Genomic DNA, 23,918 nt, shown 5'->3' with positions numbered 1-23,918 from the left:
CGTTAGGAGGTGACGAGTTGCATCAGCTCGGTGTAGTCGGTCACGACGTCGTAGGTGACGTCGTGGCTATTCTTTGCGTTCAGAGAGGCGAAGAACTTTCGTGCGCACTTGATCTTGGCGTCCTCGACGCCCTTGAGCTGGAGTGTCGAGAGGGACCCTTTGGTCTCGGCGACAAAGTAGATGTGTTTGACGCTTCCCTCGGTGAAAGCGATCGCCCAGTCCGGGTTGTAGTCACCAACCGGTGTTGGGATGAAGAATCCGCGTGGGAGCTTCGCGTAGACCGCGACCTCTTTGCTGGTGTCCAGCTCATTCACGAACGCGCGCTCGATCTTCGAGTCTGTCACTACGTAGTCGTAGATGTGCTTCGTGAGCTTGCCGCCTGCATGAGTGAGATCTTGCTTGGTCTGGTTCTCGGTAAAAATCGCCGAGTCGAACCGGTCCTCCAGCGCGTCGTAGGTCAGATGCTCGGCGATCACGGTGGCCTTCTGCTCGTTAATCAGCCTGGCCGCCTCGGTGATGAACTGCTCCGGGTTGAGGCGAAACTTCACAAACGTGCTGGCCTGCACACCACGTAGGATCGCGGCGGTCGTTCGGCGGGTGAGCTGAGTCTTCTCCGTAATCTCACCCAGCAGGTCGTACTTCACCTGCGAGCCGGAGCCATCGGTCTCGGTGTGGGTCCGGGTGCTCGACACCGAGAACCCGGCACCACTGGTGAGATCGTCAGATCCCAGCTGGTCGCGCTGCTGACCTACCTGGACGACGTACTGCATCGCGGCGACGTTCAGGTGCGTGTCGAGGTGGGCTACGGACTTGCGAATCAGCTCGTCCGAGTCGAATTTGACCTGGTACACGGCCTTGTGGTTGATCCGGCCCCAGAGCGCCTGGAACTCCTTCTTCGCGAAGTTAGCCTCGTTGAGAGGGATCTTTTTAGGCTTCCGACCGTCGACCAGGTCGGGAACCTCGATGTAGAGCGTGTCGACGAGCGGCCAGATGAAGTCGATGACCGGGCGCAGCACCTCCGAGGTCGGCGCAGCGAGCGTCCCTGATCCCTTGGCCGTTTTGTAGGTCTCAGAAATGGTGTCGTCGTCGTTGAGGTAGTCATTCCTGATGAGGTACTTGTACAGTGCCTTCGCCAGCGCCTCCTCGACAACGGACTCGCCGTCCGGGGTGTGGATGGTTTTGCCGGTGAAGAACTGAACGCTCGCCTTGCGGGGTCGTGCAGCCAGGGACTCGGAGATCTCCTTCTGGAGCCCAGTAACGAAGTCAGTGTAGGACTCGTCAGTGACGACGGTCAGCTCGTTGATGTCATGCACGGTGACCGGGTTGTCCGTGCGCTCACCGTGCTGGTCGACCGACAAACGCAGGCCGCGGCCAATCTCCTGGCGGCGGGAAACGGTGTTGTCGCTCTTCTTGAGCATCCCCATGACGAACACGTTGGGATTATCCCACCCCTCGCGCAGCGCCGAGTGGGAGAAGACGAACCTTACCGGTTCGTCGAAGGACAGCAGACGCTCTTTGTCCTTGAGGATCAGATCGTACGCGGCAGTGTCAGTCGATTGGCCCTTGTCGTCCCCGCGCCCGGAGACCTTCCCATCGATCTGGTGCTTGGTCTTCTTATCGATCGAGAAGTAACCCTCATGCACCTGCCGCACCTCATCCCGGCGCAGGTATGCCTGGTACTCCGCTGTGGCGTCATCGATGGCCAGTTCGCCGAGCACCTCGTCCCGGATCGCGGCGTACTCCTCTTCGAAGATGCGGGCGTAGTCACCAAGGCTGTCCTCACGGGTGTAGTCGCGGTACTTGGCGACCTCGTCGATGAAAAACAGCGAGAGCACCTTGATGCCCTGGCTAAACAGCTCCCGCTCCTTGTCCAGATGCGCACGGATGACCTCGCGGATCTGGATACGTCGCTTCGTCTCATCCGTGACATCGCGATCAGCGAGCTGGCCCGCAACGACGACGTCGCCGTTACTCAACTCGATCACATCGCGATTCGCGTCAATCTCCGTGATGAACAGGCCCTTGTAGGCCTCGATCCCGTTCGCCACGTCATGCAAGTTCGCACCGACATCGAGACGCTTCACCTGTCGTTTGATGCTGGACTTGGTCTGCACCTCGATCTCGACGCGGGCGCGTGGCTTCGCGCCCTTGGCGATCTCAATCGCGTCTAGGTATAGGTAAGCGGTTGAACCGGCCAATCCTTTGACCGTGATGCCGCGTACCGCGATCTTCTTAACGAGCTTCTTGTTGTAGGCGTCAAGGGCGTCGAGGCGGTGCACTTTGGTGTGCTCGACCTTGTGGGTGGCCGAGTAGCGCAGCATCATCAATCCGTGGAAGCGTGAAAGGGCTTCGAGAGACCTTGCGGCGCCGATCTTCTGCGGTTCGTCGATGATAACGATCGGGCGGTTCGCAGCAATGACGTCGATAGGACGACGGGACTGGAAGTCGTCGAGCACGTCGTAGATGCGGCGGTTGTCCTTCCCGGTCGCGTTGAACGCCTGAATGTTGATGATCATCACCTGCACGCCAGCGTCCGAGCTGAACCGCTCCAGCTCGTGCAGTTGCGAGGAGTTGTAGATGAATGACCGCGGCTTCGTACCGTACATTTGTTGAAAGTGCTCTGCGGTCACGTCGAAGGACTTCTTCACGCCCTCGCGGATCGCGATCGACGGGACCACGACGATGTACTTTGACCAGCCGTACCGCTTATGGAGCTCCATGATTGTCTTGATGTAGACGTAGGTCTTGCCCGTACCCGTCTCCATCTCCACGTCGAGGTTCGGAGCGCCTGGAGCGGCCTTGCTGTCGACTAGCTTGGCCGCCAACGGGAGGTTACAGGATCGTTGAACCCTGTGGACATTTTCCAGAAGCTGGGTACCGCTGAGTGCGATCTCCGCGTTCCGCAAGCCCGAATCGGGCGTCTCGTTCGCCTCGAACAGCATAGGATTGGCGGCTGGCGTGATCATACCTGGATCGATCCGGTACGAAATTCCGTCGTGCTTGGGCTGCCCATCGAACACCTCGACGACGGAGTCAACAGCGTCTGTCTGGTACGACTGGACCTTGAACTGAAGCTTCATTCCGCTCAAATCGCCTTCACATCAGTCACAGGAGAAACCTCGCGGAAAATCTGCTCCGCGTTGATCCGCGCGTCGTCCGACTCAAAACCTGAGTCACGGAAGACCGCGCGAAGCGGGTGGCGCTTAGCGATCGCGTGCACGACCTCGGGGCTGACGCTCTCATCGAAGCAGGCGATCAATGCACCATTCTCGACCACGAACACGTCGTGACTGTCGATCTGCTCGATGCTGATCGACATCGTCAGCTCGAGTCCCCAATCCAGCAAAACCTGGAATAGAAGATCCTCATCCGAGCGGCCTACTTTCACACTGCCTTCGAGCTGATCGAGTTCGATCTGGCTCGTTTCATCGGGCGAGCGCAGCACGTCAGCCATGTTTGTCGTGTCGATTCGTAGAGTACGGAATCCCAGGTCGGCAGATTCGTCAGAACTAAGTGTCGAGCCCGCTCGTCGAATACGATCACGTGCGATGTCAGCGATCGTCCCGTAACCGGACTTTGCCGCGATGGACTTCTCGTCGACTCGTTCGGGAATCTGCACCATGATGAAACGACGGCGACTTCCGGAAGCCGCGTTGGCTGAAAGTACTGCATGGGCAGTTGATGCCGTACCGGCAAAGAAATCGACGACGATATCTTCGGGACCGGTGAGGTATTCGATCAACCGGCGGAGGTCTTTCCAGTTCTTCGGGTTGTCGAAAACCTTGCCGCCCATGAGTTGAGCGAAGTCTACAGCCGCTGTCTGGGCATAGCTATAATTTACCGAGCCCATGACGATGCCCTCTGACTCGAAGAGATATCGAATTAGACGAGGGAGGGTGTTCTCGTCGGAACCGAACACCACACGTCCGTCAGCGACCATCTCATCGAATCGAGCCTTAGTTGAAAAAACCCAACCCCGAGGAGGCACCTTGCACAGTTTCCCTGTGGTCGGGTGTATCACGTCGTACCGTGGCCCGCCACCCCCTGGCCAAGATATGTCACCGTCGTCTCTGTATGGACCGCGCGGACCGACCTTACCGAATCGCCCCAGCTTTCGGCGTTCATCACTGGCCGCGAATGAATTGGTCCACGTTCGCCATTCAGCCCGGATTGTTTCCCAGTCTTCCCCGTGCCGAGCTATGAGCTGAGCGAAAAGCGCCTGTGCTTCGTCGAGTCCTGCCTGAGGCTCCCGAAGGCGAGTACCGCGCTCAGTAAGCACCGTCTTGTCGCGGGCATACACGAGCATGTACTCGTGACCGACAGAGAAAAAACGAGCGTCGTTCTTACGGTTTCGATCCCATATCAGCACTGCGAGCTTGTTCGAAGCACCCATCACTTCATCCAGCAACAACTCCATCGTTGAGACTTCGGTGTCATCGATACTGACGACAATGTACCCGTCGGAAGTGAGCAAGTTTCGCGCGAGCTTGAGACGCGGGTAAATCATCCCAAGCCAGTCTGAGTGGAACCGCCCGTTGGTATTTGGATTTGTTACAAGCCGCTCTCCGGCATCACTCATCTCACCGGAACGCTCCAAGTATTCGTCAGTGCTGATCGAGTAGTCATCAGGGTAGATGAAGCGATCCGAGCCAGTGTTGTAAGGCGGATCGATGTAGATCAGCTTGACCTTGCCGAGATAGGACTCCTGGAGGAGCTTGAGCGCGTCGAGGTTGTCACCTTCGATGAAGAGATTCTTGGTGGTGTCGAATTTGACGGATTCTTCGCGTATGGGACGCAGAGTCTGGCCGATAGGTGCGTTGGCGGCGAATGCGGCGGCGCGCTTGCCGGGCCAGTCGAGCTGGTACCGCTCCTGCGGCCCTTCGACAACGTGGTCGGCGACCTCCTGGCGCAGGAGGTCAAAGTCGATCGCCTTGGTGATATTTCCGTCGGCGTCGACGGTCTCCGTGAGGACGGTCGGGAACAGCTCGGCGAGCTTGTCGACGTTGGCGTCGACCAGGTCTGGCGACGTCATGCGTAGTTTCTCCACGGGCTACCTTTGCTGTTCCAGTTGTGCTTGCTTCGTCTTGAGGGTGCGGCGCAGTTCGATCTTGCGGTTGAGCTGTGGCTCAGTGCGGAGCTTACGCTCCAGGGTGGCGATCTCGCGTTCGAGCTTCCGCACAGCATTCATTCTGGTGACGACCTCCGACATTTGCTCACCGGGTCGCGCCGCCACGGGTGTCAGCGGTTCCAGGAGCGCTGTGTAGAGGGCGGGGAGGGTGATCGCTGTTGGGAGAGTTCGCCGTGGGGCGTCAGCGGGCTGCCAGGCGGTCGTGTAGTACGCGCTAAGCTTCGGCAGACCCGCACCAAGCTGCTTGTGCGCAGCAACCATCCGCACCCGCCGTTCGCCTCCAGCGATTCGAGCGATCTCGAAGATGATCGGGTACTGGATGGCCTTGTCGATCGCGGTGAGCACAGACTCGGAGACATCGCTGGTGTTGGCGTCGATCTGGAAGACCTGCACCTCGGGCACTGCGGTACTGCCGGGGAGGTTGATTGTGGCTTCGGCGAGCTTGTGTGTCCAGTTGATGCGGTGGACTTCGGACACGAACTTCTCACGCACCGCCATGTTGAGGGTGCCGTGCTCGTAGAACTTTCCCTTGGGCACGCGGCGTCCGAACTCTGCCGCGGGAGGCCACTGGTACAGCAGGTCAGTCACTGTCCACCGCCCCCCTGAGTTGGGTCGACGACGGCGATGAACGCGGTCAGTTCGAAGTCGTCGAGCCCGGCGATGGTCTGGGTGAGGGCGGTCGTGTGCCCGCCGGAAAAGAGACTGTCGATATCGCGTTCCTCGGTGACGTCGATCATCGAATGGATGGCGCCGGTGAGAAGCTCGGAGTACTTGTCCATCTGGGCGCCCTCACCGGTGGCAGCGTTGAACGCCTGCACGACGTCGATGACGGGTTCGTCGTGAGGGCGGCATCCGGCGCGAAGCAAGTCGAGCAGGTGCTTGGCCTCGGTGTGGTCGGCGATTACCTCGCCCCGGCCGTCGAGGTAGACCAGGTAGTGCGGGTGAAGGCGGTTTCCGCGGTTGCCACTCTTGCCGATGAGCTGGGACTCCTCCGCGTTCACGTTCCGCAGTGCGAATATCACCCCTGGCACAAGGCCCATGGCCGGGTCGGCGGGGATAACAGCGTGCAGGCCCTTGGGCGCGGTGGCGAGGTCGCCGTACTCCTTGATGTATCCGAGCAGATCCATGCGAAAGTCGTTGAGCCCGAGATCAGTGATAGAGACGCCGGTGCGGACGTCTTCGAGTTCGATGACCTCGTCTTGGAGCTTGCGAAGTTGTTCCTTGCGGAAGGCAGCGTCCGAGTCTTCGAGGGTGAGGACGTTGTCGTCAGCGGTGCCGGCGAGGTCGGCGATCACCATCCTGCTCTCGACACGCTCTTTGAGGTTGATGTACTCGTCCAGGGAGATGTCGGGCCAGAAGTTAACCAACTGAATCTGGGTGTTCTGCGAGCCGATTCGGTCGATCCGGCCGAACCGTTGGATGATCCTGACCGGGTTCCAGTGGATGTCGTAGTTGACTAGGTAGTCACAGTCCTGAAGGTTCTGTCCCTCGCTGATCACGTCCGTACCGATGAGCACGTCCAGATCGTCGGTCACGTTCGGCATAGTCAGGTCACGCTGCTTCGACCGAGGTGAGAAGAGGGCCATGACCTGCTGGAAGTCGTAGCCGGTGCTGAGTGTGCTCTTCGCGCCGTGGCTGCCGCCGGTGATAACTGCCGTTTTCATCCCCGCCGCTTCAAGGTTGGGTGCGAGTTCGCGATAGAGATAGTCGGCGGTGTCAGCAAAGGCTGAAAAGACGAGCACCTTGCGGTTGCCCGGGTTGATCGGGTGCTGGGACTTATCCTGAATGAGCTGCTTGAGCCTCGCAAGCTTGAGATCGTGCTTGGGAGTGACCCTGTGCATCTCGTCGAGTAGCTCACGCAGAGTCTCTCGGTCGTTCCACAAATCGCGCTGCCAGGACTCGATGTCCAAGTCGTCGAGGTCGATCTTGATCTTTTCACCAAAGGAGAGTGCCTCGACATTCGCGTCGTCCTCGTCATCCATGTCCAAGTCGAGCCCAGCAAGATCGGGCGCGATGTCGGCGAGCGAGCCCCCATGGTTGCTAATGCGGCCGAACGTTCGTGTCACGGACTCTTGAATTTTCGTCAGTGTCAGCCGGAATGCATCGACGGAACTCTCCAACCGCTTGAGAAGGTTCACCGTCATGAGCTTCTTCAGCCCTTGCTCACGCCCCGCCTGCCCCAGGTTGGATCGAGCCGTTCCCGCAGTGACGTCGTACAACTCTTCGTACTTCGCCCGCCTACTCGGGAACACATACGCCAACGGCGTGTACACGGCGAGGGTGAGTGCCTGGAGCTGTTCGAAGATGTCGTTGAAGCCCGGTACGTCCGGCAGGTCCGTGAGAGGCACGCGGATCGAGACTGGTGCGCGGCGTTCAGGGAAGGCGCCGATCTCAGTGGTGTCGTAGAAGGCCTGGATGTGCTTGCGGGAGCGGGCGATGGTGACCGAGTCAAGGAGTTCGAAGAAGTCGAAATCGAGCATCTGGAGGATGCGGTCGGTGGTCCGGTGTTCGGGGCCAAGCCTGGACCACTCGTTGAACACCTTCTGCGCGTCGGAGAAAACCTTCTCGATGGTGGTTGAAAGGTTCAGGTGCTGGGCGAGGTTCTCCGACTCGCCCTCGTAGGCGAGCTGGAGCTGATTCTTCAGGTCATTGAACCGGTTGTTCACTGGGGTGGCGGAGAGCATCAGCACCTTGGTCTTCACACCCTCTCGGATGACCTGACGCATGAGCCTCTGGTAGCGGGATTCCTTCTCTTCGGCGTAGTCGGCGTTTCGAAAGTTGTGCGACTCGTCGATCACAACTAGGTCGTAGTTGCCCCAGTTGATCCGGTCCAAGCGCAGACCCAGGGACTCACCTTTGGTGCGGGACAGGTCAGTGTGGGCGAGGACGTCGTAGTTGAACCGGTCGCTGGCGAAGATGTTAGTCGTAAGGTTGGCGTTATAGTTCGTCCAGTTCTCGGCGAGTTTCTTCGGGCACAGCACCAGAACCGACTTATTGCGTAGCTCGTAGTACTTGACCACGGCTAGCGCTGTGAAGGTCTTACCCAGGCCCACAGAGTCGGCGAGGATGCAGCCGTTGTAGGATTCCAGCTTGTTGATGATGCCGGTCGCGGCATCGCGCTGGAAGTTGTACAGGCTCTGCCAGACTTTCGTCTCCTGGTAGCCGGTGCGGTCGTTCGGCAGAACGTCCTCGCTGATGTCGTCGAGGAACTCCGAAAACAGGTTGTACAGGATCAGGAAGTAGATCCGGTCTGGTGAGTTCTCCGCGTACACGCTGGCAATGTGGTCGTGTACGGCCTGGGTGACATCGTTGATCTGCTCCGGGTCGTTCCAGATCTGATCGAACAGGTCAAGGAACTGCTGTGTCTCGTTCACACCCTCGAACTTGGTGACGACGTTCGACACGGCCGGTCCACTCTCATAACCAAGGTCGGTTGTCGTGAACCCCTGGATCGGAAAGTACACGGCGGCATCATCGACCGCAGCGAGTGGCTGCATCGGGTTGCCATTCGCGTTGGACCGAAACTTCACCCTTTCCCGCACCCAGTCAGCGCACTCGCGCGCGATGGCACGCTGAGTGAGTTTGTTGCGGAGCCTGATCTCGAATTCGGACCCGTACAGGCTCGACTCGGCATAGCCCGGAGGGATAAAGAACTCGCGGCGCTCCTTGCGCAGCCTGTCGGTCACCTTCTCCGTCGCGAACGAGGGTGAGGTGAAGATGAACTCTAACTCGCTGACTTGCTCCAATTCTCGGCGTAGCGCTTGAAACGCGAAGATCGAGAACGTCGATGCGGCAATGCGAAGCTTCGACCCCGGGGTGATCGTGGCCTTAAGGTCGTCGCCAAGCAGATCGCTGACGTTGTTGATGATGTGCACTTTGATCAGTCACCCACCTTGTCCCGTTCAGATGCTGCGGCCCGCGGCGGACCTACTCGTCAACCTCCGTGGCCTGGAACTTCCAAAGGCGCCAGATCTTGTGTGCGGGCGCCCTTATCGGCGATCCAGGTATAGACAGTGTCCTTGGTGACGCCGAGGTGGGCCGCGATATCGTCGGCGGACAGCCACGGCCCAGCCACAGGTCTCCCCTGCTCCGCGAGCCCAGCGTTCGGGACTCAGAGTCCCAATGATACCGGAGGAGTGCAGGTTTAACCCGGTTTTGTCCGTGCGTAACCTTCTAATCCGATGGCCGCAGGTTCGAATCCTGCGCCACAACACCGCAGCTCACAGCCTCACTCGATCAGGATCCAGCCGGGTCGTCCGGCTGGTGGGTCCAAGGTGGGAGCGAGGTAGGACCAGATCTACCACCCACGCCTCGACCATGCCCATGCTGGCACACTCTGTCGAAGCCCCGCGGCGTCAGTCAAAAAGATCAGCCAGGCGCCTCCCATGCGATCAACATCAGCGCCACGCCGACTGGGTACCTGCTACTCCAGGTACAGCGGTATCCCGGTCCCAGTGACGAAAGGCGAGCCCGGCATACACCACGATCTCCACCACACTCGTCGCCAGACACCGGCCCACACATCCTGACCAGTGCACCAAGGTGGCGATCATGGACGGCGACTGGCGCTACGACCGGATCGGTAGCACCCCGGGGGAACCCCACGGTGCTCCGGAAGCTGGCCACGGGATTCGCGGTGATTGAAGACGTTCAGTTCCTACCGGGACACTCGTTGCTCCTGGTGGACGATCCGAAGTACAGCGATTGTCAGAGATGATGCCCAGGGGCAGGCGGCTGGCGTTCCTGTCCGGCATGCACCAACTGGGGGAGGCCGTGAAACGCGCCTGCAAGCGTCTGGACCTTACGTTCCGGCGGGTCAACCTGGAAAGCCTGAAACACCGACCCCTACCTGCACGCGTATGTGTGGCCGCGGTACGCACGGGAGCCGACCGATGTTGTGGGGAGACCTGTGTAGTTGTATCCGCGTGACCGATGGACTGACGCTCGGTCCGCAACACGACGGTTTGCATATGGCGATCGGTGAGGAACTGGACCGGTTCGTCTGACCGCTCGTCGAGGCAGTGGTGGCATGGCCGGCGGCCCACCTCGTTCATGTGGGTCACTCTTGCGACTCCGACTGTACCCAATGGTGTTTCCAGGCACCGGCTCTACAGCGAGAACCTCGCGAGGCGCCATCGGACGCTACGCCATGTGGTTCGTGCTCCGTTTGTGCTCCGCAGTTCCGTATTGACACGACACCATGCGGCATCCTTGTAATCCACTGGGTGACTCCGAGCTCAGCCTGTGGTGCACCCGCAGGGGTGCACCGCAAAGGCCGAAGGTGTGCACCCGGAGGGTGCACACTTCCCCACGGAACGCGGGACAACCCGGCAGAATCGAGCGCCCACCTCCCCCACTACCTGCGACTTCTCGCATCACCGCAGGTCAACCCACTCCCCCACCAGCGTTCAAGTCCCGTCACTCACCCCAGAGGCTCAAGCCCCTGATCGGCGACAACGTCGCAAGGTCAGGGGCTTTTGCGTGTCCGGGGTTGCGCCCGAGTACACGAAGCGGCCACGAACCGGCCCGGACCACCGCATCCACGACAAAGCGGCGATCGGCGGATGGGCCGGACACCTCTGATGACCTGGGAAGAGTCGTCGATAACCTTCTCCGATCTCCCTCGCTTCGACCCCCACCCAAGCGATGGTCCGCGCACGCCCCTCCCGAGCCGAGCATGAGCCGGGGAGGGACGTCCTGCGTGCATGGCCCCGCCCTGGCGAATTCCGTTCGCCGGTACCACCCCGGCAGGGTTGGCGGGCCCCCGAACCGGAAAGGCACGGAACACACCGGACTCAAGAGGGAGGAAATCCGTGAACCGGTCCGCTGACGACTCCATGCGAGGCACCGATATGGGCATCGATCCGAAACCGCGCAGCCGCACCGTCACCGACGGCATCGAGGCCGCCCCCAGCCGTGGCATGCTCCGGGCGGTCGGCATGGGCGACGGCGACTGGGACAAACCGCTCATCGGCGTCGCCGGCTCGTGGAACGAGATCACCCCCTGCAACCTCTCCCTGGACCGTCTCGCGCGCGCGGCGAAGGGGGGCGTGCACGCGGGCGGCGGCTACCCCTTGGAGTTCGGCACGATCTCCGTCTCCGACGGCATCTCCATGGGTCACGAGGGCATGCACTTCTCCCTCGTCTCACGTGAGGTGATCGCCGACTCCGTCGAGACGGTCATGCAGGCGGAGCGCCTTGACGGATCGGTCCTGCTCGCCGGCTGCGACAAGTCGCTGCCCGGCATGCTCATGGCGGCAGCACGCCTGGACCTCGCCTCCGTCTTCATGTACGCGGGCACCATCGCGCCCGGATGGGTGAAGCTGGCCGACGGCACCGAGAAGGACGTGACGCTCATCGACGCCTTCGAGGGCGTCGGGGCGTGCAAGGCCGGGCGGTTGGGCGTCGATGACCTCGATCGGATCGAACGCGCCATCTGCCCCGGCGAGGGCGCCTGCGGTGGCATGTTCACGGCCAACACCATGGCGGCGATCGCCGAGGCGATGGGTATGAGCTTGCCGGGTTCCACCGCTCCCCCGTCCGCGGATCGGCGTCGCGACCACCACGCGCACCGGTCCGGTGAGGCGGTGGTCGCCATGCTCGAACAGGGGATCACCGCGCGCGACATCATGACCAAGCAGGCGTTCGAGAACGCCATCACCGTGGTCATGGCGCTCGGCGGATCCACCAACGCCGTCCTGCACCTGCTCGCCATCGCCCATGAGGCGAAGGTCGATCTCGAACTCGACGACTTCAACCGGATCTGCGACCGCGTCCCCCACATCGGCGACCTCAAGCCGTTCGGCAGGTACGTCATGAACGACGTCGACCGTGTCGGCGGCATCCCCGTTCTGATGAGGTCGCTCCTGGACGCGGGTCTGCTGCATGGTGAGGCGCTCACCGTCACGGGCGGGACCGTCGCGGAGAACCTCCGAGAACTCGCACCGGGCCCCATCGACGGAACCGTCCTTCGCCGCCTCGACGATCCCCTCCACCCCACCGGCGGCATCACGGTTCTGCGCGGATCACTCGCACCGCAGGGAGCGGTCGTGAAGACCGCGGGTTTCGACACCACGGTCTTCACCGGCCCCGCGCGTGTGTTCGAACGCGAGCAGGCGGCCATGGAGGCGTTGAGCGCCAGTGAGATCCGGAAGGGGGACGTCGTGGTGATCCGCTACGAGGGCCCCAAGGGCGGCCCGGGGATGCGGGAGATGCTGGCCATCACCGCCGCGATCAAGGGCGCGGGGCTGGGCCGCGACGTCCTGCTGCTGACCGACGGACGTTTCTCCGGCGGCACCACGGGTCTGTGTGTGGGTCACATCGCCCCGGAGGCGGTCGAGGGCGGACCCATCGCGTTCGTCCACGAGGGGGACCGCGTCACCGTCGACATCGCCGAGCGCGCCATCACCCTGCACGTCGACCCGGAGGAACTCAAGGCGCGACGAGCGCACTGGCGACCTCTGCCCAACAGGTTCCCGGAGGGCGTCCTCGGCAAGTACGCGAAACTCGTCCACTCCGCGTCCACCGGCGCCATCACCCACTGACCCCTCCCTGACGGAGTCGGGGTCCCGTCGCCCGCCCCGGAGACGAAGGGACCCCGACCTGGAAGGGTCGGGGAGAGATCGTCGCGGGTACGGCTCAAGCTTGGTCGCCCTCGGCCCGAAGGACCGCGGATACCGCCACCTGAAGGGTTTGCTCTTCCACCTCCACGAGCGCGTCGATCGCCGGAAAGGCTCGCTGTAGTGAGAGGCCGTTCAGAACCGTCCCGAGGAATCGAGCGTTTCGAGGGACGTCGTCCGGGGAGAGGAGCCCTTCCTTCGAGAGAGTGTCGAGCCATCCTTCGATGCGTCGTTGACCGTCGCGTTCGATGGACAGGTGCGCCTCCCTGACCTGATCGGTCTGTTCAACGGCGACGAACGCGTTGACCGCGGCCACCATGGCGTCACGCGCCTGCTGTCCCATGCCCGCACGCGCGAGCACCTGACGCAGACTCCGGAGGAGACGTTCGTGTCCGGAGAGGGAGACGTCACGCATCCACTCCGTCGGGGCGAGCCACTCACCGACCCGTTCCATGACCTGATCGCGCAACTCCTGCTGCGTCGGGAAGTGGTAGCGCATGGACCCGATGCTCACACCGGCACGAGCGGCCACCGCCCGCACGGTCAGCCGTGCGGTGATGCCGTCCTCGGCGAGGATCGCGGCAGCGGCCGCCAGAATCCGCTCGCGTGTATCGAGCGGTGGTGTCGTCGTCATGAAGGTCTCCTCTTGCCTCCAGTATGCCGCAACAGAATCTCTAGTACTACGTACTAGTACGATGTACTATCGTGGTGGCGCGCGAGCGGACGTTCACCAAGGGGATTGGGTCGCCGGCGCACCGGTACCGGCCCTACTGGTCGGTATGGGGATCCTGCCGCCGTAGGGAGCGCAGAACGCGCGTCGCGGCCGCGGTACCGATGATGGCTCGACGCGATAGGAAACCGAGAATGTCTTCGAGCAACACCGGAATCAACGAACGCCGATTCGGCGCCCACCTCTCGATGAGCCGGTGGAAGTCGCTCATCGTGATCCTCGTGCCGCCGATCGCGATGATCATTGTGCAGGTCGGCTTGTACCAGGTCGCGACCCTCATCGAGGGGCCGAGCGAGCAGTCGGAAACGCTCGGTCCGCTGCGTCTTCTCGCGGTGAACATCAGCATGATCGTCACCGGTTTTCTGACGGTGCCCATCGTCGCCAGCTTCGCGAGGGTCTCGTGGCGTGAGGTGTTGAGCCATCGCCGAGGATTCGACTTCCGTCGACTCACCGTCTACCTGGGTTGGGCCCTCGGTTTCACCGTGCTCGGCAACGCCGCACTGGGTGTCTTCGCCATCGACCACACACCATGGGTGGGCTTCGGCATCACCGGCACCACCGGATCGCTCATCGTGATCATGGTGCTGACCACGCCCTTGACCGCGGCGGCGGAGGAACTGATGTTCCGTGGCGCCACCATGCCAGCCGTCGCGTCGTGGGTCAGGCCCGAGCGGCTCGCGCTCGGCCTGGGCGTCGTGGTGTCCAGCGTTCTCTTCGCCGTCTCCCATTTCGCCTCGGACCCGTGGCTGTTCGGCTACCACGTCTTCTTGGGTCTGGCCACCGCCACGATGGCCATCCGAAGCCGAGGATTGGAAGCCCCGATCGCCTGGCACATCGCCAACAACACCTTCACCGCGATCTTGAACGCTCTTCTGGCGGGCGGCGGTGAATTCTCCGTCGCACGAGGCGAGGGCGCCGGCGGCCCACACCTTCTCATTCCCGTCGTGTTCGTCCTGGCGACCGTGGTCGTCGTCTGGATACGCGAAGGAAGGGCGCAGGAATCGGGAGTGACGACCCGGTGACCCTCCCAGACGACCCGACCCCGATCCCGTCGGGACGAGTGTCATGCCCTACGGGTGTGGCCGCGTGGCGGAGGCTTCGGCCTCCTCGTCCTCACTCCCCCGCTGGTGCGCACGAGGCTCGCCCCGCGAGTACGGCGACATGGGGGAGCCGCAGCCGACGGTGAAGGGCCCGGACCGGCGACGACGTCGCGAGGTCAGGGCGCTTCGTCCGGACCGGGGAGATGATCGACGGAGGTTGAACGGTGGTGGAACCACGAGACCATCACCCTGGTCGTCGACCCGTGCGCGTGGCAGGATGACGCTCATGCACTCGGCCTCCCCCTTCGGGCTCCCCCCGAACGCCCACCGACCCGATCATCGACCGGGCACTGTGCCACGGCACGGGCAGGGGTCGACCGCGGACAGGGTGATCACGATCGTCCTCATCTGCCTGGCGCCGCCGGTCTGTCTCGGAGCGAGCCTTTGGGGCTTCTTCTCGATCATGGCGACCGCGAGCTGCGGGAGCGAATGCGGCACCGCCGTCGATGTGGCCCTCCCGCTGATGATCTTCTCGCCCTGGGTGATCTGGCTGATCGTCACCGTCTGGGCCATCGTGCGCCTCGTCAGGAGGAGGCCCGCGGTCTGGGTGATGCTCCTCGGCCTGGCGGTCGCGACCGTGATCTACGTGGCGGCGAACATCATGATGTCCGCCGCCCTGGGCTGATCGGTCGGACCGGTCGCAAGGACCGGCCTTCTCGCAATCCACGGCCCGCACGCGAGGCCTCCCGCGAGGATCAGTCGTCGCCGCGCTCACCCGGGACCCGGGTCTCGGGGCCCGTGTAACCGGCGAGCACCGAGCGCGGGAGGGGGCCCTTGATCCGGGCCCCGCTGTTGCTCTCCTCCCAGGCGTGCGCGAGGATGCCGACCGAACGGGAGAGCACGAAGAGCCCCCTGGCCAGTTCCGCGTCGAAGCCCAGGGAGGCGTAGACGGTGGCCGTGGCTCCGTCGATGTTCATGGGAACCGCCCGCCCCCCGCGCCGTTCCAAGGCCCGTTCCAGGGCCAGCGCGGATTCCAGGGGCCCCGCCTCGACGGTCCCGTCCTCGACCGCCCGTTCCACCATGGCCAGGAGCGGGTCTCGACGGGGATCCCGTGGATGGAAGCGGTGCCCGAAGCCGGGCACGTAGGCACCCTTCTCCCGGTACTCGGCGACGATCGCCTCGGCGACCTCGCCCACGTCGGTGCCGTGGGAGCGCGACTCCGCCATCCGGTTCAGGAGCGCGACGCACTGCTGTCCGGCGCCTCCGTGCACGTCACCCAGGAGGTTGACCCCCGTCGCCACCGCGTTGTTGAGCCCCAGTCCGCACGTGGCGGCCATGCGGGCGGCGGCGATGGAGGGCGCCTGTGGGCCGTGGTCGACGCCGGCCACCATCGCCGACTCCAGCATGCGGGCCTGGGCCGGCTCGGGAAGCTCCCCCCGGAGCATGAGCCAGACCACCTGGATGAATCCGTAGCGGCCGATGACGTCCTGGACCGGGTAGCCGCGCAGTTCGATCTCACCCGGTGCGATCCGCGTCAGGGAGTTCGACCACCAGTCGCCGATCTCCTCGTGGGTCATCGCCTGGTCGTTCGGAGCGGTCACAGCGCACCGGCCTCTCTGAGCGCGTCGATGTCGCCCTGTTCGTATCCGGCCTCGTGGAGGACCTGATCGGTGTGTTCTCCCAGCAGGGGCGGTGACCGGTCCGGGCCCAGGGACGCTCCGTCCACATGTACGCCGGTGCCGAGAACCCGTAGTTCGCGTTCCTCGTCCCCGGGGAAGGGGAGCGTGCGCACGAGGCCACGGTGGTCGATCTGTTCGAGTTCGAGGGCGTCGCGAACGCTGAGGACCCGGGCCGCGGGGACCCCGGCCGCGGAGAGGATCTCCTCCCATTCGACCGCGGTCCGCTTCTCCAGGTGTTCCTCGATCGCCTCACGCAGCTCGGCACGGTTGTCCTTGCGGCTCTCACGTGCGGCGAAGCGGGGGTCGTCGAGGAGTTCGGGGGCGCCGATCCGCCGGCACAGGATCTCGTACTGTTCCTGCTTGTTGGCCGCGATGTTGAGCATGCCCTGTGCGGTGGAGAAGGTGCCCGAGGGCGCCGCGGTGGCGTTCTCGTTTCCGATCCTGGTGGGTTCCACGCCGGCCGAGAGGTGATTGGAGGCGCCCCAGCCCAGGGCGGTGATCGCGGTCTCCAGCATGGAGACGTCCAGGTGGGAGCCTCGGCCGGTGCGTTCTCGACGGACCAGGGCGCTGCCGATGGCGAACGCCGCGGCCAGTCCGCCCATGACGTCGGCGATGGGGAAACCCGCGCGCAGGGGGCCGCTCTCCTCGGTTCCGGTGGCGTCCATCATGCCGGAGAGTCCCTGGATGATCTGGTCGTAGGCGGGACGATCGCTCAGCGGACCATCGGCCCCGAAACCGGAGACGGCGCAGTACACCAGCCCCGGGTTGATGTCGCGTAGTTCGTCCCAGCCGAACCCCAGGCGGTCCATGACCCCTGGACGGAAGTTCTCCACCAGCACGTCCGCGTCGCCGATCAGGCGCTCCATCACCTTCCGCCCCTCGTCGGACTTCAGGTTCAGGGTCAGGGACCTCTTGCCCGCGTTCTGGGCGAGGAAGGAGGCGCCCAGGCGTTCCCGGTTCAGCTCCGGTGCGGCCCCGAGTTGCCGTGCGAGGTCACCCGCCCCGGGGACCTCCACCTTGACCACGTCCGCCCCCATCAACGCGAGCTGGTATCCCGCGAAGGGCCCGGCCAGGACGTTGGTCAGGTCCAGGACACGGATTCCCGCCAGGGGCAGGTCGTCCCGTGCCGTCGTCGAGGGGCTCATCTCTTCTCCTTCTCGTCCGAGGCCGTGTTCTGCGAGGCGGGCTCGAATCCGATCCGACCGATGCGCTCGGCCGCCTCGCTCACGGCACCGCCGAAGACGCGGACCGCGGCATCGGTGAAACGCGCCGTGGGCCCGCCGACGGCGAGCGCGGCGACGGGGGTCGCCCCCTGGGCGCCGTACACCGGTGCGGCCACACCGGAGGCGCCGTTCTCGCGCTCGCCGTGGCTGACCGCGAAGCCTCGGGTCCGGGCCTCGTCGATCTCGGTGAGCAGTCGATCGGCGTGCCGCGGGCCTTGAGGGGAGGCGGCGGCGACCCGGCGTACCACCGACGTGGGGACCCCGACCAGCAGGACCTTGCTGGCGGCGCCGCCCCAGAGCGGCATCTCCTCACCGGTGTTGACGACGTGGCGAAGCCGTTGGGGCCCCTCCTCCTGGGCGACGCAGACACGAACGGTGTCCGCTCGCACGTACAGGTTGACCGTCTCGGACGTCTCGACCGTGAGTTCTCGCATGATCGCGCGAATGCTCTCCGGTACCTGCCAGATCGCGTGGGCCAGACGCGCCCAGCGCAGCAGCCCCGGGCCGGCTCCGACGCGACCGTCCGGTCCGGTCCACAGCAGGCCGCGCTGTTCGAGGGTCCCGACCAGTCGCAGGACGGTGGTCTTGGCCAGTCCGGTCAGTTCCACCAGTTCTCGCGTGGTGTAGCGCTGGTTCCTCTCGTCGTAGAGGTCCAGCAGGTCCAGAGCGCGCACCACACTGCGCACTCCCCCTTCGGTTTCCCCGGCCATCACCCTCCCGTCCTGGTCCATCTGACGGACCATTTGGACTACTAGATGGTTCGATGCGAAACAGGTTAACCCAAGGAACCACGATCCACCAGTGACCGACGACCACCACATCCCCGCGCACTCCTCACTTCGAAGTGATGGTGAACCGCCTGACGTGACGACTTCGTTAAGGAAAGATCTCCGGGACGCATTGACACCGACCCGAGTGATTTGCATCATTCTCTGAACCAATCAGCGGCCCATTAGGTCCACCTGGTGGACCGATGCGGACCGAGAGGGAGTGAAGATGGACAAGCAGCGGACCCTGCGCGCGGTGGGGGCCGTGTGCGCGGCGCTCGTGGTGGGTGCCGCCGGGGTGAACGCCGCGCTCTCGCAGACGCACGACTCCCAGGCCCGGGCAAGAGTGGACATCGTGGTGCCCGCCGACCCGGGCGGCGGTTGGGACCTCGTCGCGCGAGAGGCGCAGCACTCGATGCGGCTGAACGACATCGTGGCCAACACCCAGGTCCTCAACCTGCCCGGAGCGGGAGGCACCATCGGCCTCGCGCAGACCGTGCGGCGGGAGGGCAGCGCCACGACTCTGATGACCACGGGGACCGTCATGATCGGCGGCATCATCGTCAACGACTCCGCCCAGACGCTGGAGGACGTGGTGCCCATCGCCCGGGTGGCGGACGACTACGAGGTCTTCGTGGTCCGCGACGACTCCCCCCTCCAGGACATGGGCGACCTGATCGAGGCCTGGAAGGACGATCCGGGCGCGGTGGCCGTCGGTGGCGGATCACTCGGCGGCACCGACCACCTCCTGGCCGGGCTCGCGGCCCAGTCCCAGGACATCGCCCCCTCGGACGTCAACTACATCCCCTTCGCGGGCGGCGCCCAGGCCCTCACCTCACTGCTCTCGGGCAGCATCGACGTGGGTGTCTCCGGCTACAACGAGTTCAGCGACCAGGTGGAGACGGGCGCCCTCCGTGTCCTGGGTGTCTCCGCGCACGAGCGGGTCACCGGCCTGGAGGACCATCCCACGCTCCCCGAACAGGGCGTGGAGGCCGTGCTCCCCAACTGGCGCGGCTTCATGGCGCCGCCGGGGATCACCGACGCCGAACGCGCGGAGCTCACGGCCATCGTGGAGGAAATGGTCGCCACCCCGGAGTGGCGGGACACCCTCGAACGCAACAAGTGGGACGACACCTTCCAGTCCGGTCCCGAGTTCGAGGCGTTCCTGCGCGAAGAGATCACCCGTATCACCGACGTCACCGAGGACCTGGGACTGTCATGAACCCACTCAGAGAATCCGCGTCGCCCGTTTCGTCGGGCGACGCGACGGACCACACACCAGATCCCTGGTGGAGGGGTCGCAGCGAGCTCTTCGTCGGTGTGCTCGTCATCGGCATCGGCGTCTTCCTCGCCTCCCAGACCCTGACCATGCACGTCCCCGACACCTCCACCGGCCCCGGCCCCCGGCTCTTCCCGAGCCTGGTGTCCGGACTGATGGTCGTGCTCGGCGCGCTCCTCGTACTCCAGATCGTCCGTCGACCGACCACGGCGCCGGAGGAGGAGGGATCCGAGAACGCCGAGGTGGTCGACGAGTCCGTCGAAGACCCCGGAGAGACCTCCGCGAGCGGCCCCGCCGAGGTGCGGCGCCGAGAACCCGAACACACCGGTCCCCACAGCGACTGGCGTACGGTCGGCATGGTCCTGGCGGCGGTCGTCGCCTTCACCCTGCTCCTGCAACCCCTGGGCTGGTTGCTGTCCGGAGCCCTGCTGTTCTTCGGCGTGAGCTGGGCCTTCGGCGGGAAACGGCCCCTGTTCGAGGCGGCCGTCGCCCTGGTCTACTCCGCCGTCGTCCAACTCGCCTTCGTCGCGGGGCTGGGCCTGAACCTGCCCTCGGGGATCCTGGGAGGGCTTCTCTGACATGGACACCCTCATGCTCCTGGGCGGCGGTTTCGCCTCCGCCCTGACCCCCGAGAATCTGCTCTGGGCGTTCGTCGGCGTGGTGCTCGGCACCGCGGTGGGCGTGCTTCCCGGCCTGGGATCGGCGATGGCCGTGGCCCTGCTGCTCCCGGTCACCTTCAAACTCGATCCCACCGGCGCGTTCATCATGTTCACCGCCGTCTACTACGGCGGTCTGTTCGGTGACTCCACCACGTCGATCCTGATGAACACCCCGGGCAACAGCTCGGCCATCGCCACCGCGATCGAAGGCCACAAGATGGCCAGGCGCGGCAAGGCCTCCCAGGCCCTGGCCACCTCGGCGATCGGCGCGTTCATCGGCGCGGTGGTCTCCACGGCGGTGGTCGCGTTCTTCTCCGGCGTCATCATCGACATCGCCCTGCGGTTCGGCCCCGCCGAGTACTTCGCGCTGGCGGTGTTCGCCTTCGTGGCCACGTCCGCGGTCGTCGCCCAGTCCATGGTGCGCGGTCTCATCGCGCTGACCCTGGGGTTGGGCATCGCGATGGTCGGCATCGACGCGCAGAGCGGCGCCGCCCGGTTCACCCTGGGCGTGCCCTCCCTCTTCGAGGGCATCGGCATCGTCACCGTGACCGTCGGCCTGCTCGCCCTGGGAGAGGTGCTCCACGTCGCCTCCCGCATCCACCGGCAGGGGCCCGACGCCCGACCGGTCAAGACGGGAGGGACGCTCTGGCTCGGACGCGGCGACCTGCGCCGCGCCATCCCGGCCTGGCTGCGCGGTCTGAGCTTCGGGCTTCCCTTCGGCACCATCCCGGCCGGAGGCTCGGAGATCCCGACGTTCCTCGCCTACGGAACCGAGAGGAAGCTGTCCCAGCTCAGGGCCCGCCGAGGCAAGCGCCCCGACGAATTCGGCAAGGGCGCCATCGAAGGGGTGGCGGCACCGGAGGCGGCCGCCAGCGCGACCGCGGGCACGGCCATGGGCGCACTCCTCGGGCTCGGCCTACCGACCTCGGCCACGGCGGCCATCATGCTCGCCGCCTTCCAGCAGTACGGCATGCAGCCCGGACCGTTGTTGTTCGAACGCAACGCCGACCTCGTGTGGGCGCTCCTGGCGAGCCTGTTCATCGGAAGCGTGATGCTGCTGATCCTGAACCTGCCGTTCGCACCGCTGTGGGCCAAACTGCTGCTCATCCCCAAGAGGTACCTGTACGCGGGGATCACCGGTTTCGCGGCGCTCGGCGTCTATGCCTCCTCCTACGCGATCACCGATCTCTGGCTCCTCATCCTGCTCGGACTGTTGGGCTTCATGATGCGCCGCTACGCGATCCCCTTGGCGCCGGTGCTCATCGCCGTGATCCTCGGCCCCTTGGCGGAGAGCGAGTTGCGACGCGGGCTGGCGATCGGTCAGGGCGACGTGGGCGTCATGTTCACCGGCCCCATCACCCTGGGCATCTACGCCGTCATCCTGCTGGCCGTGGGCATCGTGGTGGTGGCGCGGGTGCGTTCGTCCCGACGCTCGGCCGACGCGGAGGAATCCAAGACCCCCTCGACCGTGTGAACCGAGAGGGCGGCCGGTCGGGAGGAGCCACGACTCCCGACCGGTCTCGGGCCGCTCGAACGGTGCCGGTCGGTTCACCCGCTCGCCGATGGTCCGCTCTCACGGCCGTCATCCCCATGCTCGGGTTCGGAATCGTCCTCCGAAGCCCGCACGGCACCGGCGAGCCGGTAGTCGACGTGGACGCCGCGATACACCTCTCCCCCACGCACCCGCCAAGGCAGGCCGTCGCGTTCACGGACCGAGAGGCTCTCTCGATCGGGGGTTCCTCGTACGCGGGTCCGGACGTCCGGTTCCTCATGGAAGAGCAGTTCCTCCGCCGACACCGACGCACGGATCTCCACGTCGTCCACGTCGTCCATTTCATCCGTTTCGTCCTCGCGGCGGCGCCTCATCCGTCGTCCTCCTCGTCGAAGTCCCCCACCACGTCGCCGACGGCGCCCGCCGTCTCCTCCAGGGCCCTTCCGGCTCCCCGCCCGGCCCCGGAGACGGCGTCGCCTGCGCCTCGCCCGACTCCCGCGACGGCGTCACCGGCTCCCCGGCCGGCCTCCGAGACGGCCGCGCCGGTGCCCTCCGACACCTCTTCGAGCGACCTGCCCACCCCTCGGGCCACGTGTTCGATGATCTGTGGGTTGGAGTCGATGGTCTTGAGGACCCGGGCGATGATCTCCCGCACGTTGTCGAGCTGAACCTTGAGCAGCGCCTGCGCCTCGACCCCCTTGATGGTGAGTCCGACGTGGCCGAGTTCGACGTCGACACCCACCTTCAGTCTGAGCAGGTCCAACACGTCGGCCTCCAGCGAGACGGAAGCGGCGAGGTCCTCGACGTCGAGTTCGATCTCGTCGACCTTCACGACCGGGATGTCGAGGTAGACGTCGGGATCGCCCGTGGTGGGGGCGCGGGCGGATCGCTCCTCACGCGACCGCGGCTCCTTCCTCCTCGCCCCTTCCACGCGGGGTCGCTCCACGGGGCGGTCCTCCACTCCTGTGACCTCCGCTTCGGACTCTTGTTCGGGTCGCGGCCCGGGCCCCTTGTGCCTCTTGCGGCCCCCGTGGCGAGTGCGACGACGCGTGGAACCACCGGGCCCGTGATCATCCTGCTGCATTTCCTCCGCCCCCTTTCGAGCGGTGGGGTAGGTGCGTGTCGACACGACCGACGCCAAGCGCCGGAGATCGAATCAAAAGTCTGATTTGCACCTTTTGCGAACTATGTGTTCGCGCCCCTACCCCACGCCACTCCAGGGGAAACGACGGCGCACCGCCCCGGAGAACGCCTCCACGACCCGGCGCCCCGCCTCAGCCCGCGGTCTTGACGTAGGGCACGTCGCGGGTGAACTCACGAAACCCCACGCCGTAGTACAGCCCTCGCGCGGACGGGTGCGCCGGCGCGCCCAGACAGGCGACCACCATGCGTTCCGCCCCCGCCGCCTTGGCCCGGTGCATGCCGTGCAGCTGCAACGCCGAACCCAACCCCCGACGCCGGAAGTCCACGTGGGTGCCGACCGGCTCGAACTCGGCGGAGCGCGTGACCTCGTCCAGCCAGATGATCGCGGACGCGGCGAGGGTCCCGCCCGGCGCCTCCACCAGCACGTGCAGGTCACCCCGGTACGGCCAGGTCTCCCGGATCCGCTCCAGCCCCGCCTCGGTGAACCGGGAGTTCGGCCAGGCGTCCCGATGCGCCTTCACCACCCCGGCCGCCGACACGTCCTCGGCCGTCACGAACCGGAACCCCTCGGGCAGCACCGGTTCCGGCACATCGACCAGGTCGCGTTCGTTGGTCTGGAGCCAGTGCCCCTCGTCGCCCCCGTCCTCGACGTCGAACACGAACCCGTGCGCCTCGACCCGCTGACGCGCCCGGGCGTCGGCGACCTGCACGGTCATCGTCCGGTCGACGTCACCGGCCACCTCGTCGTACCAGTCCAGGACCTCGTCGATCAGCTCCGGCCGGTCCGGGTCCGTCTGCCAGACCAGCTCGGCCGACCTCGTCTCACGGAACGTCCCATCGTCGCGCGGGATCCGGTACGGCAGGCGCGCCCACCCCCAGGCGACCGGCCGGTCCTCGTCGAACCACAGCCGACGCCGCCAGTACGACCCGAAGGTGTCCTGGGCCATGCCCCAGACCCAGGCCAGTTCACCCACGGTCGCGTCACCGTTGACCAGTTCCGGCCACCGCGCCGACACCCGCTGGGACAGATCCTGCATCAGCCGTAGCTCGGCCCTACTGAAATCTCCCATGCCGGCAAGCCTCGCAAGGGCGCCCCGCGTTGTCGAAGGATTTTCGGCCACGGCACGGCCGCCACCTGGCACCACGCGACCCCGTCCGA

General features: G+C 64.9%; 17 protein-coding genes. 6 read left to right on the top strand and 11 right to left on the bottom strand.

The features are described 5' to 3' along the window. Positions 1–2 precede the first annotated feature (2 nt). The 4 genes from ACWGSK_RS26335 to ACWGSK_RS26320 are packed head-to-tail and all read right to left on the bottom strand — an operon-like array spanning position 3 to position 9,003. Positions 3–3,080 (bottom strand): type III restriction-modification system endonuclease, encoded by a 3,078-nt coding sequence (locus ACWGSK_RS26335; RefSeq protein ID WP_452457065.1) that lies wholly within the window; start codon positions 3,078–3,080, stop codon positions 3–5. A gap of 5 nt (positions 3,081–3,085) precedes the next feature. Then, positions 3,086–5,047, bottom strand: a complete 1,962-nt coding sequence (locus ACWGSK_RS26330) for a site-specific DNA-methyltransferase (RefSeq protein ID WP_452457064.1) — start codon at positions 5,045–5,047, stop codon at positions 3,086–3,088. A 3-nt stretch (positions 5,048–5,050) separates the two neighbouring features. Continuing rightward, positions 5,051–5,716 carry a DUF4391 domain-containing protein gene (locus ACWGSK_RS26325; RefSeq protein ID WP_452457063.1) on the bottom strand — a complete coding sequence of 222 codons (666 nt, stop codon included), beginning with the start codon at positions 5,714–5,716 and terminating at the stop codon, positions 5,051–5,053. Next, on the bottom strand, positions 5,713–9,003 hold the full coding sequence (locus ACWGSK_RS26320) for a helicase-related protein (RefSeq protein WP_452457062.1): 3,291 nt from the start codon (positions 9,001–9,003) through the stop codon (positions 5,713–5,715). The genes ACWGSK_RS26325 and ACWGSK_RS26320 overlap by 4 nt, the downstream gene beginning before the upstream one ends. A 1,938-nt stretch (positions 9,004–10,941) precedes the next feature. On the opposite strand from ACWGSK_RS26320, the gene ilvD reads away from it, so the two are divergent. Then, a complete protein-coding gene (ilvD, locus tag ACWGSK_RS26315; protein ID WP_452457061.1) occupies positions 10,942–12,672 on the top strand; it encodes a dihydroxy-acid dehydratase in 1,731 nt (576 codons plus the stop codon). Between the two features lie 94 nt (positions 12,673–12,766). Here the strand turns inward: ilvD and ACWGSK_RS26310 are convergent, their stop codons facing one another. Then, entirely contained in the window at positions 12,767–13,381 is a 615-nt protein-coding gene (locus tag ACWGSK_RS26310) for a TetR family transcriptional regulator (RefSeq protein WP_452457060.1), read from the bottom strand. Positions 13,382–13,611: 230 nt separating this feature from the next. Between ACWGSK_RS26310 and ACWGSK_RS26305 the strand changes: the two genes are divergently transcribed. Then, positions 13,612–14,499, top strand: a complete 888-nt coding sequence (locus tag ACWGSK_RS26305; protein WP_452457059.1) for a CPBP family intramembrane glutamic endopeptidase — start codon at positions 13,612–13,614, stop codon at positions 14,497–14,499. A gap of 406 nt (positions 14,500–14,905) precedes the next feature. After that, complete coding sequence (locus ACWGSK_RS26300; RefSeq protein ID WP_452457058.1) at positions 14,906–15,202, top strand: hypothetical protein; 297 nt, start codon at positions 14,906–14,908, stop codon at positions 15,200–15,202. Between the two features lie 70 nt (positions 15,203–15,272). Here the strand turns inward: ACWGSK_RS26300 and ACWGSK_RS26295 are convergent, their stop codons facing one another. The 3 genes from ACWGSK_RS26295 to ACWGSK_RS26285 are packed head-to-tail and all read right to left on the bottom strand — an operon-like array spanning position 15,273 to position 18,162. Next, complete coding sequence (locus tag ACWGSK_RS26295; RefSeq protein ID WP_452457057.1) at positions 15,273–16,118, bottom strand: citryl-CoA lyase; 846 nt, start codon at positions 16,116–16,118, stop codon at positions 15,273–15,275. Beyond that, positions 16,115–17,341: a CaiB/BaiF CoA transferase family protein gene (locus ACWGSK_RS26290; protein ID WP_452457056.1), complete on the bottom strand. Its 1,227-nt coding sequence runs from the start codon at positions 17,339–17,341 to the stop codon at positions 16,115–16,117. The genes ACWGSK_RS26295 and ACWGSK_RS26290 overlap by 4 nt, the downstream gene beginning before the upstream one ends. After that, positions 17,338–18,162 carry an IclR family transcriptional regulator gene (locus ACWGSK_RS26285; RefSeq protein WP_452457055.1) on the bottom strand — a complete coding sequence of 275 codons (825 nt, stop codon included), beginning with the start codon at positions 18,160–18,162 and terminating at the stop codon, positions 17,338–17,340. The genes ACWGSK_RS26290 and ACWGSK_RS26285 overlap by 4 nt, the downstream gene beginning before the upstream one ends. Before the next feature lie 253 nt (positions 18,163–18,415). Here ACWGSK_RS26285 and ACWGSK_RS26280 point away from each other — a divergent pair, with 253 nt between their 5' ends. The 3 genes from ACWGSK_RS26280 to ACWGSK_RS26270 are packed head-to-tail and all read left to right on the top strand — an operon-like array spanning position 18,416 to position 21,598. Continuing rightward, positions 18,416–19,408 (top strand): Bug family tripartite tricarboxylate transporter substrate binding protein, encoded by a 993-nt coding sequence (locus tag ACWGSK_RS26280; RefSeq protein ID WP_452457054.1) that lies wholly within the window; start codon positions 18,416–18,418, stop codon positions 19,406–19,408. Continuing rightward, positions 19,405–20,043, top strand: coding sequence for a tripartite tricarboxylate transporter TctB family protein (locus ACWGSK_RS26275; RefSeq protein WP_452457053.1), 639 nt, complete (start codon positions 19,405–19,407; stop codon positions 20,041–20,043). The genes ACWGSK_RS26280 and ACWGSK_RS26275 overlap by 4 nt, the downstream gene beginning before the upstream one ends. Position 20,044: 1 nt before the next feature. After that, positions 20,045–21,598, top strand: coding sequence for a tripartite tricarboxylate transporter permease (locus tag ACWGSK_RS26270; RefSeq protein WP_452457052.1), 1,554 nt, complete (start codon positions 20,045–20,047; stop codon positions 21,596–21,598). A 74-nt stretch (positions 21,599–21,672) separates the two neighbouring features. Here ACWGSK_RS26270 and ACWGSK_RS26265 read toward each other — a convergent pair whose 3' ends face one another. The 3 genes from ACWGSK_RS26265 to ACWGSK_RS26255 form a co-directional block, all read right to left on the bottom strand. Then, positions 21,673–21,990 carry a hypothetical protein gene (locus ACWGSK_RS26265; protein ID WP_452457051.1) on the bottom strand — a complete coding sequence of 106 codons (318 nt, stop codon included), beginning with the start codon at positions 21,988–21,990 and terminating at the stop codon, positions 21,673–21,675. Beyond that, entirely contained in the window at positions 21,987–22,562 is a 576-nt protein-coding gene (locus tag ACWGSK_RS26260; RefSeq protein WP_452457050.1) for a thioesterase, read from the bottom strand. The genes ACWGSK_RS26265 and ACWGSK_RS26260 overlap by 4 nt, the downstream gene beginning before the upstream one ends. 328 nt (positions 22,563–22,890) lie before the next feature. Further along, on the bottom strand, positions 22,891–23,829 hold the full coding sequence (locus ACWGSK_RS26255; protein WP_452457049.1) for a GNAT family N-acetyltransferase: 939 nt from the start codon (positions 23,827–23,829) through the stop codon (positions 22,891–22,893). Positions 23,830–23,918: the final 89 nt, after the last annotated feature.

It is taken from the genome of Nocardiopsis sp. NPDC055551 (assembly GCF_053619415.1).
Note: the sequence above shows the minus strand (reverse complement) of the source record. Positions and strands in the feature narration are given on the sequence as shown.